The 13,948-nt window shown below is 37.7% G+C and carries 10 protein-coding genes; 5 read left to right on the top strand and 5 right to left on the bottom strand.

Going from position 1 to position 13,948, the window contains the following annotated elements:
- From AC1DPQ_RS03835 to guaB, 3 genes are all read right to left on the bottom strand, one after another.
- Window positions 1-281: hypothetical protein (locus AC1DPQ_RS03835; RefSeq protein ID WP_477608018.1), on the bottom strand; the 281-nt coding region annotated here is incomplete at its 3' end.
- A gap of 55 nt (window positions 282-336) precedes the next feature.
- A complete protein-coding gene (locus AC1DPQ_RS03830; protein WP_477580411.1) occupies window positions 337-2,916 on the bottom strand; it encodes a TonB-dependent receptor in 2,580 nt (859 codons plus the stop codon).
- Window positions 2,917-3,276: 360 nt separating this feature from the next.
- Entirely contained in the window at window positions 3,277-4,746 is a 1,470-nt protein-coding gene (gene guaB / locus AC1DPQ_RS03825; protein WP_477580409.1) for an IMP dehydrogenase, read from the bottom strand.
- A gap of 230 nt (window positions 4,747-4,976) precedes the next feature.
- Between guaB and AC1DPQ_RS03820 the strand changes: the two genes are divergently transcribed.
- The 4 genes from AC1DPQ_RS03820 to ppnP all read left to right on the top strand — a co-directional run bounded on the left by AC1DPQ_RS03820 (window position 4,977) and on the right by ppnP (window position 10,240).
- Window positions 4,977-5,981, top strand: coding sequence for a sterol desaturase family protein (locus tag AC1DPQ_RS03820; RefSeq protein WP_477580407.1), 1,005 nt, complete (start codon window positions 4,977-4,979; stop codon window positions 5,979-5,981).
- A gap of 70 nt (window positions 5,982-6,051) precedes the next feature.
- On the top strand, window positions 6,052-8,055 hold the full coding sequence (locus tag AC1DPQ_RS03815) for a DUF3857 domain-containing protein (protein WP_477608016.1): 2,004 nt from the start codon (window positions 6,052-6,054) through the stop codon (window positions 8,053-8,055).
- The gene (locus AC1DPQ_RS03810; protein ID WP_477608014.1) at window positions 8,055-9,950 is read left to right on the top strand and encodes a DUF3857 domain-containing protein; all 1,896 of its coding nucleotides are present in this window, start codon (window positions 8,055-8,057) and stop codon (window positions 9,948-9,950) included. The genes AC1DPQ_RS03815 and AC1DPQ_RS03810 overlap by 1 nt, the downstream gene beginning before the upstream one ends.
- Window positions 9,951-9,958: 8 nt before the next feature.
- The gene (gene ppnP / locus AC1DPQ_RS03805) at window positions 9,959-10,240 is read left to right on the top strand and encodes a pyrimidine/purine nucleoside phosphorylase (protein WP_477608012.1); all 282 of its coding nucleotides are present in this window, start codon (window positions 9,959-9,961) and stop codon (window positions 10,238-10,240) included.
- Window positions 10,241-10,373: 133 nt separating this feature from the next.
- Here ppnP and AC1DPQ_RS03800 read toward each other — a convergent pair whose 3' ends face one another.
- Window positions 10,374-11,645, bottom strand: coding sequence for a M16 family metallopeptidase (locus AC1DPQ_RS03800; RefSeq protein ID WP_477608010.1), 1,272 nt, complete (start codon window positions 11,643-11,645; stop codon window positions 10,374-10,376).
- On the bottom strand, window positions 11,638-12,882 hold the full coding sequence (locus tag AC1DPQ_RS03795) for a M16 family metallopeptidase (RefSeq protein ID WP_477608009.1): 1,245 nt from the start codon (window positions 12,880-12,882) through the stop codon (window positions 11,638-11,640). The genes AC1DPQ_RS03800 and AC1DPQ_RS03795 overlap by 8 nt, the downstream gene beginning before the upstream one ends.
- A gap of 152 nt (window positions 12,883-13,034) precedes the next feature.
- Here AC1DPQ_RS03795 and AC1DPQ_RS03790 point away from each other — a divergent pair.
- Window positions 13,035-13,948, top strand: a 914-nt coding sequence (locus AC1DPQ_RS03790) for a CofH family radical SAM protein (RefSeq protein WP_477608007.1), incomplete at its 3' end; no start/stop codon positions are given.

Genomic DNA, 13,948 nt, shown 5'->3' with positions numbered 1-13,948 from the left:
CTGTAAATTTTAATTCTACACAAAGCTGTTACAGGACTTATTTTAATCAAACCTCGCAGGTTTTTAAAACCTGCGAGGTTTGATCGTATAATTTTCTTTCCAAGAACCACCGACTTTGTTAAATAAACCTGATAAAACGGAAAGCCCGGAGCGAAGCATGAGCCAGGACTTGGAGGGATAGCAGGACTGACGCTAAACTGGAATTCTGTCTTGGCTTTTCTAAATAATATTGACCACTTGAGGACACTTAAGTATTTTTTAGCACAAAAAAGGAGTAGCATTAACACCACTCCTTTTAACCAAATATAAGAGAAAAGATTTTTTTGTTAAACGATCTTAGAAAGCATAACGGATTGTTGCACCATAAGTTCTTGGATCGCCAAGTACGCCTGCATATAAGCCTGAGTTACCAGCCGCAGCCTGCAATTGTTCATAATAGTTTTTGTTTGCGATATTTCTGCTCCAAACAAACAAAGAGAACTTATCTGATTTAAATCCTAACCTTGCATTAAATAAAGCATAACCTTTAACATTTAAAATGCTTGACGGTGTAGGGTTTGACGAATATTCTGAACGGTAACTCGCATCGCCGGCGATAAAATATCTACCAGCCCTGGTTGCTAAATTACCGGGGGTACTAAATTCAGAGCCTCCAGAAATGTTCCATTTAGAAATACCTGGCAATCTGCCTCCCGAAGCATCTTTGAATGCAACTTGGGTAGCTACACCGTTTACCAATTCGGTATGGCCGGTTTCTTCTAAAGGTAGTGGTGCATTGGTGAATTTCACATATTTACCATCAAGGTAAGCTACCGCAGCATTTAAAGTTAAGAACCTTTCCAATTGATAAGTTCCATCAATTTCCAAACCTTTTACTTTAACTTTCTCTGCGTTTGCGAGATACCCCCTATTTACCCCCAACTGTGGAGATTGAACATTGGTTTGGTAATCTTTAATATCGGTATTAAAAGCGGTAATATTTAATATGGCACCTTTAACCGGTTTTGTTTTTAAACCTAATTCGTAATGTTGAACATATTCTGGCTTTACAACAGCAACCGACAAGTCTGCTTGTCCGGTTGAGGTAGTTGGCAAGCCACCTACGTTAACACCAACAGGTTTATAAGCAGTAGAGAAAGTTCCATAAACGTTTAACTTCGTGTTAGGGCGGTATGAAACCGTTAAGTTACCCGATAGGTTATTGTTATCTACTTTGGTAGTAAACTGCTGATTACTATACACAGCGGCTTTTAGTGCAAGTAAAGCGGCATCTGTAGTCTGCAATCCGCCATAAGTTACCCTGTCGTAGTCCACATCTTTTTTATCGTAGGTGTATCTCAAGCCAGGTAATACGTGAAAATGCTCTAAAAATTCCCAGTCAACCTGAGCAAAAATAGCTGCACTTAAGGATTTGATGGTCGAATTGGTTTTAATCCCAAAGCCATCTAATAAACCAGGGGTTGAATATAATGCCTGACTACCCGTATTGCTTGTTTGCACAAATCTCCATTGATCTTTACCTACTTCTTCTGTTTGGGCCAAACCTTTTAAGTTCTGAGCAAGGGCAAACACCCCAATTACACCACTTAATTTATCGGTGATATTACCGGCATATCTAATTTCCTGTGAATATTGATCATGGCGGGAGTTACCTTGAGATTTGGTCAAYGCMGACARTTCAGAGAAATCYCTGTCGTTTGTAGGATCCCAGTTCCAGAATCTCCATGCTGTGGTAGATGTTAATGTTCCGCCACCAATTTTATAATCTACATTTAAAGATATACCACCGATTGACTGATTATGTCTCCAGGGGGTATTGGTATTTATTTCTCTTGAAAAAGGATCAATTTTAGGTTGCTGATAGCCTAAATCGGAAACAATTTTAGCGTATTGGCGATAAGCGCTTCTTTCTGTTGTGGTAACGCCAGCAATTACCAAAGGATAACCTGCAGGGTGCTGAACACTAACATCGCCACTTAATAGTATCTGTAACCTATCTGAAGGGGTAAAATACAACTGGCCTTTAAAACCAAGGTTATTTTGTCCGCTATATTTACGTTCTTCTCTGGTATTCCATATTGTACCATCGCGTTGGGTACCGGAGATTGATATTTTCGCAGCAAGATTTTTTGCTACTCCTCCCGAAACTGATGTTTTTGCCTGGATAAAGTTATAGTTTCCAACGCTTAGTTCTACTTTGGCACTTGGTGTTTGGGTTGGTTTTGTAGTGGTGATGTTAAACGCACCTGCAGTAGTATTTTTCCCAAATAACGTACCTTGAGGACCACGGATTACTTCTATTTGTTCGATATCTAGGAAATCGGTCGAGGTAGCAGCCGGACGCGCATGGTAAACACCATCTACGTAAAAACCTACCCCCGGATCGATACCATCGTTAGTTAAACCGAATGTTGAACCCAGACCTCTAATATTAAGTGTTGTATTTCTGGCATTCGATGCATACAATTGTACAGATGGCACTAACTCTTTTAAACGGTTAACGTTAAAAGCACCTGCATTTTCTGCTGCCTGGCCACCGATTACAGTAATTGGAATAGGCACGTCCTGTAAAACCTCCGAACGTCTTCTCGACGTTACAACGATTTCATCCAATAATGCATTTTCTACCAGAACCAATTCTATTGGTGTTTCCTGAAGTTTTAAAATCTGAAAATCCTGAGGTTTATAGCCAACTGAGCTCACTTGAAGGTAAAATGGAGTCTCTTGTTTTACATTTATGCTGAAAACACCATTATCATCTGCCACTACGGCTTGGTTTGTTCCTCTTACCTTTACAGTAGTGTGTGGTATTGTACTGCCATTTGTTGTTTTAATTACGCCGGTTACTGGGCTTTGGGCAAAGACAAAACTTGCCGAAAGTAAAAATGAAAAGAGAATTAGTAAACTTTTGTTCATGATTAGTTATATAGTTTGTTTAAATGTTGTTGATTAATGACTCGTTCGAAAGTATGCGATTACCGTTTTAGAATGGCTACAACAACAATACGAGCGTGTTTTTTGATTTGTTTTCATAATTATTATATAAATCCTATAGATTTAGTCGACAAATATATTAAAAAATTTTATCTGCCAAATTTTATTTTGTGATTTTTCTGTTTATTATCAATTCTTCAGACCTTATAGGTTTTAAAAACCTATAAGGTCTGAAAAACAAAACGGGGCTATCGTAAACGATGCCCCGCTGAATTCTATAAAAATATTGACTAATAAGATTCCTTCGTTCCTCGCAATGACGATTATTGGAAAGGAAATACCTTATCTGGTGTAATTTGGTGCTTCTTTAGTAATCGTAATATCGTGTGGATGGCTTTCGCGCATACCTGCCGCAGTAATCTGCACAAATTGTGCTTCTTGTAATGCCTCGATATTTGCGGCACCGCAATAGCCCATACTTGCACGTAAACCACCAATGTACTGATACATTACTTCTGCTAAGGTACCTTTAAATGGTACACGGCCTACAATACCTTCTGGAACTAGCTTTTTAATATCATCTTCTACATCCTGGAAATAGCGATCTTTAGAACCCTGCTCCATTGCTTCAATTGAGCCCATTCCACGGTAAGATTTAAATTTACGTCCTTCGTAGATAATGGTTTCGCCTGGTGATTCTTCAACTCCTGCAAATAGCGAACCTGCCATTACGGTGCTTGCTCCTGAAGCAATTGCTTTGGCAATATCACCTGTGTGTTTAATACCACCATCGGCAATAACAGGAACACCTGTGCCTTTTAAAGCTTTGGCACATTCGTAAACCGCATATAATTGAGGAACACCAACGCCAGCAATAATTCTTGTTGTACAGATAGAACCAGGACCAATACCAACCTTAACGGCATCAGCACCAGCATCGGCTAAGAATTTTGCAGCAGCACCGGTAGCAATATTTCCAACGATAACCTGCAGATCAGGATATTTAGCTTTAACTTCTTTTAATTTATCAACTACTCCTTTAGAGTGACCATGAGCAGTATCAATAGTAATTACATCAACACCGGCATGAACCAAGGCATCAACACGTTGTATAGTATCAGCTGTTACACCAACTGCGGCACCCACTCGTAAACGGCCGCGTTCATCTTTACAAGCGGCAGGATAATTTTTAACCTTCGAAATATCTTTAAAAGTAATTAAACCGCTTAAGTAACCGTCTTTGCTCACTACAGGAAGTTTCTCGATTTTATGGTTCTGAAGAATTTCCTCTGCCTGAACTAAAGTAGTACCTTCTGGTGCAATGATTAAATTTTCTTTAGTCATTACCTCAGAAATCGGTCTTTTCATATCCTTTTGGAAACGTAAATCCCTATTTGTAATAATACCCACCAATTTATTGTCGCTGCTTACAACAGGAATACCACCAATTTTATGCTCTTTCATAATCTTAAAAGCATCGGCTACAACAGCTGTTTCCAATAAGGTAACCGGATCCTGGATCATACCGCTTTCAGAACGTTTAACCTTACGTACTTCTTCGGCTTGTCTTTCTATGGTCATGTTTTTGTGTAACATACCAATACCTCCATTTTGCGCGATGGCAATGGCTAGTTCGGCTTCTGTTACAGTATCCATCGCTGCAGAAATCAATGGAACATTAAGTTTAATTTTTTTTGTTAAAAAAGTGGCTGTATTTACTTCACGGGGCAGAATTTCGGAATATGCAGGTACTAGAAGTACGTCGTCATACGTTAAACCTGTGGCAATAAACTTTGTGGAATCGAGTTGCATAGCAAATAAATTAGGATTTATTATTTGCCAGGCAAAGATACGAAAATTGAGGGAATATAAAAGTATAATGATAAAAATCCTTAAATATTGAGCTTGTCTGACAATCGCTATCATCACAAAGCAAAAACTAAGCTTTAATAAGTATTTGGTAACAATGACCTAGCTATTAAGCGAAATTATTTGAATAAAATTTTAGTTTTATATAATTTCAATAAACCAAATATAATTAGATGATAGATTTTCTTGAAGGCGTAAAGGAATGGCTTGTTGGATTTTTCGGCTTACCAGCACTGTTAAAACTACTGCAAACCAATGACTATAGCCAGTTTATGAGCTGGAATGGCATTAGTGCGCTCATGGGGCCTTTGATTCCCTTTTTATTGGTTTTTGAAATCATCAGGATGACATTTTACCGCCGTTTTAAAGTGGTTGATTACCGGATTTCTTTCTTTTCACTGGTGATTAATTCTTTTATTGGCCGCATTATTTCTATCGGCATGGTGTCTATCTGTATCGGTTTATTTGGCAAATACGCCATTTTTAAAACAGAAATTACCTGGTACTGGCTGATATATGGGTACGTGATCTGGGAATTCGGGCATTTTATTTATCATTTTTTAGCGCATAAAGTAAGGCTTTTCTGGTGTTTGCACTCCACCCATCACGCACCTGAAACCATGAACTTATCGGTAAATTTTGCACATTTTTTTCTTGAAGCACCTTACGCCGACCTGATTAGAACAACAACATGTATTCTTTTGGGTGTTAGCCCTGCCCTGCTTTTCTTAATTATGTTTATCGATGGTTTTTGGGGGTCTTTTATCCACATTGGAGAAAATATTTCTAAAGATGGCCGTTTTGGATTTTTAAATAAAATCATCCTTACGCCTTCTCATCATCGTGTACACCATGCAAAGAATGCATTGTATATGGATACCAATTTCTGCAACCTGCTACCCATCTGGGACCATGTTTTTAAAACCTACCAGGAAGAAGACAAAACAATAAAAATTGAATATGGTATTACCCGGGAAATGAAAAAACACAGCTTTTTAGATGCTTATTTTGGCGAAATTGTTCTCCTGGCCAAAGATGTTTGGCGTGCACCAGGTATTAAAAACAAGTTTCTGTACATCTTTATGCCTCCCGGATGGAGCCATACTAAAGACCATAAAACGGCAAAACTTGTCCGGAATGAATACTTAAAAACATATAAACAGGAAATTGCTGGTTAAGCTCCAATTATTTAAGAATAATTCGAAGAATGTTTTTATTATTGCAGTAACCAAAAAACTAATTTTATAAATGCAGAAAAATGCTCTCAAATTTCTGACTTTAATGCTATGCATTGGAGTTAGCACCGCCTATGCCCAAACCACTCAACCCATAAAAAGAGAATTTAAGTTTGGTAAAATTGCACCAACAGAATTCGAAGTGAAAGCCTCTGGCCAGGATTCTTCTGCCTCAGCGATTAAACTGTTTGATGTTGGCGACTGTTATTTCGAATATAATCCTAATGGAGGGTTTATTTATGTGTTTGAACGACACATTCGTTACAAAATCTTAAACAAAAATGGTTATGACCTGGCTAATTATAAAGTAGAACTGTATAAAAGCAGTAATTCTGTTAAAGAAGACCTCAATTTTATGGACGCCGCAACTTACAATATGGTTGATGGCAAAATGGTTACCAGTAAACTGAACAAGGATGCCAAGTTTACCGAGGAGTTTAACAAAAACTATGTAATCAAAAAATTTGCGTTACCCAATGTTAAAGAGGGCTCTATTATCGAATTTAAGTACAAAATCAAATCAGATTTTATTTTCACACTCCGGGGCTGGAAATTCCAATCAAATATTCCAACACTTTGGTCAGAGTACAATGTAAAGATACCTGAATACCTAACTTATAAGAACAACCTAAGTGGATATTATCAGGTCGATCATCCGCTCCACCAAAATGTAAATGCGAGCTACGTATCAGGCTTAACTTCTACTGCTGTTTACGATAAATACTGTGCGATGAATGTACCTGCCCTGAAAGAGGAGCCCTATGTAACCACAATGGATGATTATACGCCCAAAATAGAATTTGAGCTCAGGGCAACCCAATTCCCAGGCGAAATGTATAAAGACTTTAATGGCTCATGGCCAAAAATCATTAATGGGCTGGCCCTAGATGAAAATTTTGGAGGCTTTATTAATAAAAGCAGTTTTGCTAAATCTGCACTCCCAGGCATTCTGAAAGGAGAAAAGGATACTTTGGCTGCAGTAAAACTTATTGTCAACTATGTTAAAAACAACTTAAAATGGAACAAAGAATACTCGAAGTATGCTAACGAAACCAATCCAAAAAGCATTTTCGAAAAGAAAACAGGCTCATCTGCTGATATTAACCTTGCCTTATTAAGCTTATTAAAGGAAGCAAAAATTGATGCCTACCCTGTTCTGATCAGCACAAGAGAAAATGGTGAACATCCCGGATATCCGGTAGTATCGGCATTCAATAACGTAATTGGTGTTACGCAGAWTGGAAATGCTTTATATTTTCTTGATGCCACAGACAAAGATCTCCCTGCTGGCATGATAGATTCAGACAATCTGAGTCACCAGGGCTTTTACATGGATTTAAAAAACTTTAATGGAAAATGGCTTTCTACTGAACCAAGCGTATCGACCGAAAAGATTTTTGTTTATAACATGACGCTTGATAAAGACCATAAGTTAACGGGAAAAATTAATCAATATTCAAAAGGTTACAGCGCATTAAACCTTCGCAATAGATACAGAAAAACCAATAACGAAACCGAATTTGTTAAAAACTTTAAAAAAGACAAAACGGGTCTTGAAGTTTCTAATTATAAAATAGATAACCTCGACAATCTTGAGGAGCTATTGACAGAAAGCATGGATGTTGTAATTGAAGACAATGTAGAAGAAGCAGGCAATCTGGTATATTTCACTCCTCTGCTTTTCGAAAGAACCAAAGAAAATTTATTCAAACTGGAACAACGAAAATTCCCAGTCGATTTTGCCTATCCATTTAAAGAAAGTTACCGGATTACCATCAACTTCCCTGAAGATTACGAGGTGGATAAGCTGCCAAAAGGAGGAATTTACAAACTTCCGGAAGAGAATGGGACATTTACGATCAATTACGTTGCAGAGGGTAAAACCTTAATGGTAAAAAGTATAATAAGCGTAAATAAATCGCTTTATACACCGGAAGAATATTTTGATTTAAAAGAGTTATTTAAAGCTGTTGTAGAAAAACAGGCCGAACAAATTGTATTTAAAAAGAAAGTATAATGAAATACTATTTAAGTTTGGCGCTTGCGCTTGTAAGCATTAACACTGCGTTGGCACAGGTAGATTACGATGCAGCGAAGATCCCCGAAAACCTAAAAAAGGACGCTGTTGTGGTAATTAGAAACGAAGAATCTTTTTTTGATGTTAAGGGTTTAGGTGAGGCAAAAATGGATTATAAAGTGGCAATGACCATTTTGAACAAAGCCGGCGAAGAATATAGTGAGATGGCTAAAGTTTACGATAAATTTAGCAGCATATACAATATTAGGGCTACCCTTTACGATGCAGCAGGAAAAAAAGTAAAAGACTATAAAAGTTCGGATATTAAAGATCAAAGCCTGATTTCGGATTTTTCGATCTTCGAAGAGAATAGACTTAAGCGCTTAAAATTTGTAAGTATAACCTATCCGTACACCATAGAGTACAGTTATAGCCAGGACTATAATGGACTGCTTTATTTCCCTTCATGGTACGACTTAAAAGGTTTTGGCGCATCGGTAGAAAAATCGGCATACACAATTCAAAAGGCAAAAAACTACAAAATGCGGTACATTACGAGTTCGAATTTACAAACCGACTCGGTAATTAATGGAGAAAAAGTACAGTATAAATGGAAAAGTGCCAATGTTGCAGCAGTTGCTGAAGAGCCTTTAAGTACCGGCATTGATAACATTTCTGCCTGGGTTAAAGCCTCCCCCAATCAGTTTGAATACGATGGTTCAACAGGAAATTTTGATAACTGGAAAAATTTCGGATCATGGTTGTATACTTTAAATCAAGGTGGTAATAAACTTCCTGAAGCAACAAAACTAATGGTGCAGAATTTAATCAAGGATGCCAAAACACCAAAAGAAAAAATCCGGATTTTGTATAACCATTTGCAGCAAAACACCCGTTATGTAAGTGTTCAGTTAGGAATAGGAGGCTTTAGACCTATTTTAGCTGAAAAAGTTGCCCAGGTAAATTATGGAGATTGCAAAGCATTATCCAATTACATGAAAGCACTGCTTAACGAGGCTGGAATTTCTTCAAACTTAATTGTTATCGGAAACGATATGCCCAGTTTAAACCCAACTTATTCTAGTGTGGGGCAGGCAAATCACATGATTTTGTGTGTTCCATTAGCAAAAGATACTACCTTTTTAGAATGCACCAGCCAATATGAACCAATGGGATTTATCGGCTATAGCAATTCTGACCGGAATGTATTAATGGTTACCGAAGATGGAGGAAAAATAGTGCATACTCCTGTTTACAATGCCAAAGAAAATTATCAGATCAGAAAAACCAAAATTACCTTGGCAGAAGATGGTACAGCCAGCTCCGAAATAAAATCTACTTATGGCAACGCGCAATTTGAAGAAAATTTTTCGATGACTTTAATGGAACCTGTTGATCTCCGGAAAAAAATAATTGAAGATAGTTCCATTCCAGTTGCAGAATTGATCAGTTATAAATATGTACAGGCTGATAAGACTATGCCTGTGCTTACAGAAGAAATAAATTTTAAAACCAATCCAATATTAACTAAGGGTGGAGACAAATTATTCCTGGTAGTGAATCAGATTAACCGACGGGAAAGCGTTCCGCTTAAAGTAGAGGGTAGAAAAACATACTTTTCTGTTCCGTTCAGTTATAATGACGATGATGAAATCAGTTATATCTTACCAAAAGGATATAATGTAGAATTTATTCCGAAAGATATTGCGATCAACTCAGAATTTGGATCATATACCGCGAAATTCAGCGTAAAAGACAATATGATTGTTTATAGCCGTACGCAAACCATGAACAATAAAAAGTATCCACCAGAAAAATATGGTGAGTATGTGGATTTTTATAAAAAGATTTACCAGGCTGATAAACAAAAAGCTGTTTTAGCAAAAACTTTATAAATTAGCATATGATTACTGAAAACCAATATTTTGATGGCAACGTTAAATCGTTAGGCTATGAAACCGCTGAAGGAAAATCGACTGTCGGCGTTATAAATCCGGGAGAATATACTTTTGGAACAGCTCAGAAAGAAATTATGCATGTTATAGAGGGTGAACTAACAGCGCTTTTACCAGGTACCATAGATTGGCAAAGCATTAAAGCTGGTAGTAATTTTGAAGTGCCCGCAAACTCCTCTTTTAAAGTAAAAGCCAGCGTTCAAACGACATATTTATGCCAGTATAGGTAGTAAAAAGAGGTCATATCATTATTGTAGAATTGTCATCCTGAGCCTGTCGAAGGATCCCAAATATGTTTAGGCGTTTCGACAGGCTCAACGTGACAGATTCTGACATAGACTCTTTTAATTGATCTAACAAAATTTATTTCTTCCCGATTACTACCTCGGTAAAACTCTCAGTAGTAAGGTATTTATTTGCTAAGGCCAATAATTCTTCGGCAGTAATAGTTTTAACCTTCTCTATATATTTGGTATAGTAATCGTAGCCCAATCCTGCGAAATAAATGTTCTTGAATTTATCGGCGTGTGAGAATACATTTTCCAAACTGCCCAACATCGAACCCAACATGTAGTTCCGAACAAGATCCAGCTCTTCTTCCCCTACCAGTTCATTTTTCAATAACTCTATTTCTTTGTAAATCTCAGCTAATGCAGCCGAACAAACATCGGCACCAACTTCAGTAGCAATAAAAAGATAACCGGCCTGTTGTAGCGAAGAAATCCCAGAACCAATACCGTAAGTATAGCCTTTATCTTCACGGATGTTATTCATTAAACGTGAGCCAAAGTATCCACCTAAAACGGTATTTAAAATCTGAAGACCAGGAAAATCTTCATGTTTACGGTTAATGGCCAACTGACCAATTCTGATCGCAGACTGTAAAGCTTCTGGCTTTTCCGTATAAACAAATTGTTTTTTTGTTGGAGTAAAATTGAAACTGTTCTTTACCGCATTACTTTTTTCYCAACCTTGTCCAAAAGTATCGTTCAGCAGGTTAAAGCTAACATCGTCAAACTTACCTGAAACAATAATAGTACAATTATTTGGTGCGTATGCGGCCTTAAAGTAATCAACCAGATCTTCGCGCTTCAATGCATCGTAATGCTCTGCTTTTATGTTTACCCCATAAGCTGTATCACCAAATAAAGCCTGTGCAAATTCTTTTCTCGAAAGAACATCGTTTTTCTTCAGGTTTACCTGTAGCTTTTGCTTTTGGTTTTGAATGTAAATATCAAGTTCATGCTGTGGAAACTGGCTTTCTGATAAAATATCCTTCACAATCGGCAGTACCGAGCGTAAATGTTTATTTAAAGTGTATAGTGTAACCGAAGATTGATCCTGAACATATTCTGTTTGAAAAAATGCACCATAAAAATCAATTTGTTCGGCTATTTCTTTCGCCGATAATTTATTTGTTCCATTATTGATCAATGCGCTTACCACAATGGCCTGTAACGGTTTTTCGAGCTTCCAGTTTACGTTTTCGAAAATAAATTCGATACGTACCAGATCCTGTTCTCCGGAATAGATTGTAAAAACGGGCACACCGTTATCCAATGCTTTTTTTTCTGGATGGATAAAATTTATTGTCGATACCTGCTTAAAATCAGGCGCCTGTTGTCTGTTAAGCATTTTCTTCAGTTAAATAATATAAAGTTGATGATGAATTTGGTTGGAAAGTTTCGTTAGAGATCCGTTTAATATCTTCTGCTTTAACCTTTAAAAATTCTTCAGTTTCCTGGTTTAGTAAAGCGGCATCACCTAAAAGCTCATAGTAAGCCAGGTTCATTGCTTTATCCAATAAACTCATTTCAGAAAAAACAAGTACAGATTCTACTTTGTTCTTTACTTTTGTTAATTCAGCATCAGAAACCAGTTCGGCTTTTAATTTATCCAGTTCAGCCCAGATTGCTTTTTCTGCAGTTTCGGTTGTTACTCCTCCCACCAGTTTACCTTCAACTATAAACAAACCCGGATCTAAACTACTCGAAATGTAGGCATTGATATCGCTAAAAAGTTTCTGCTCTTTCAACAAACTATTGTACAAGCGCGAAGACTGCCCACGTGATAAAATATCAGATAATAAATCAAAGGCATAGTAATCCTGATTTAAGCGCCCTGGCATTTTAAAAGCCATATAAAGCGCATTTAAAGGCACATTTGCCTTCACGGTTTCTTGTCTCGCTTCTGTTTGCGGCTCTTCCTGAACTAAATCACGGTTGTACTTCTCTCCCGCAGGGATCGGTTCGAACCATTTTTCAGCCAGTTTTTTTACATCTTCAGTTTTCACATTTCCACCAACAACCAAAATTGCATTTTGAGGTGTATAGTGTTTTTTGAAAAACGCCTTTACATCGTCCATAGTGGCGTTTTCGATATGCGAGAGCTCTTTTCCGATAGTTGCCCAGCGGTAAGAGTGCTTTTTATAAGCCAGCGGACGCAACTTTAACCAAACATCGCCATATGGCTGGTTAAGATAACGTTGCTTAAACTCCTCACTCACCACATTTCTTTGCGTATCTAAACTCTTTTCAGAAAAAGCCAGGCTCAGCATACGGTCGCTTTCCAGCCAAAATGCCGTTTCTATGTTTTCTGCAGGCAGCGTGATGTAGTAATTGGTAATATCATTGCTCGTAAAAGCGTTGTTCTCACCACCTACACGCTGCAAAGGCTCATCATAATTTGGAATATTTACCGATCCACCGAACATTAAATGCTCAAATAAATGCGCAAAACCGGTTTTTTCAGGATCCTCGTCACGGGCACCAACATCATATAAAATATTTAAAACTGCCATTGGCGTTGTCGCATCTTCATGCACCAAAACTTTTAAACCATTGGCAAGTGTAAAACGATTAAAATCTACCATATTAATTTTTAGAACCGTAAAGATATAATAAATGATTTCACTGATGAGGAAGATTTAATAGATTTTGGTGGATTAACTGTGTTTGTTATTTTTTTGACAAACCTTAAACCTTAGCCCCTCAACCTTCCCTCCCTTTTCCTTATCTTTGTGGTATGAATACAGCCGATTTACTGCAACGGGCATTACATTTCGATTTTTTGAGCCTTGAAGAAGGAGTACATTTATATCATCATGCCGATACCGCATCGTTGATGTTTGTAGCGAATGAATTAAGAAAAATTCAGRTACCCAGTGGCAAAGTAACCTGGCAGATCGACCGTAATGTAAATACGACCAACGTTTGTATTRCCAACTGTAAATTCTGTAATTTCTTCCGCAGGCCTGGCCATGATGAAAGTTATATTACTGATATCGAAACCTATAAGGTAAAAATTGAAGAAACTTTCCGTTTAGGTGGAGATCAGTTATTATTACAGGGCGGTCACCACCCGGATTTAGGTTTAGCCTTTTATGCGGATCTTTTCAAAAAACTAAAAGAATTATATCCTGATTTAAAATTACATGCTTTGGGCCCGCCGGAAATTGCACACGTGGCAAAGCTGGAAGGRATGACGCATACAGAAGTGTTAAAAGCGTTAAAAGAAGCAGGAATGGATTCGCTTCCTGGTGCAGGTGCCGAAATTTTAAATGACCGCGTAAGGCGTTTAATTTCAAAAGGAAAATGTGGTGGACAGGAATGGCTTGATGTAATGCGTGCATGCCATCAATTAGATATTACCACATCAGCGACAATGATGTTTGGACACGTAGAAACCATTGAAGAGCGTTTTGAACATTTGGTATGGATCCGTCAGGTACAGAGCGAAAAACCTGCTGATGCAAACGGATTCCTGGCTTTTATTCCATGGCCTTTCCAGGATGACGGAACTTTATTAAAAAGACTCCGCGGCATCAGCAACAATGTAACAGCTGATGAATATATCCGCATGATTGCCTTGAGCCGCATTATGTTGCCCAATATTAAAAACATTCAGGCCAGTTGGTTAACCGTTGGTAAAGCAACCGC

The sequence above is a fragment of the Pedobacter sp. 01T416_2 genome (assembly GCF_056398925.1).
The sequence above is the reverse complement of the archived record's forward strand: the minus strand, read 5'-3'. Positions and strand labels throughout refer to the sequence as shown.

Bases quoted from the DNA above. Each gene is read 5' to 3' on its own strand.
- AC1DPQ_RS03795 (WP_477608009.1), bottom strand. From the start codon at position 12,882: ATGGTAGATTTTAATCGTTTTACACTTGCCAATGGTTTAAAAGTTTTG.
- guaB (WP_477580409.1), bottom strand. From the start codon at position 4,746: ATGCAACTCGATTCCACAAAGTTTATTGCCACAGGTTTAACGTATGAC.
- AC1DPQ_RS03810 (WP_477608014.1), top strand. From the start codon at position 8,055: ATGAAATACTATTTAAGTTTGGCGCTTGCGCTTGTAAGCATTAACACT.
- AC1DPQ_RS03820 (WP_477580407.1), top strand. From the start codon at position 4,977: ATGATAGATTTTCTTGAAGGCGTAAAGGAATGGCTTGTTGGATTTTTC.
- ppnP (WP_477608012.1), top strand. From the start codon at position 9,959: ATGATTACTGAAAACCAATATTTTGATGGCAACGTTAAATCGTTAGGC.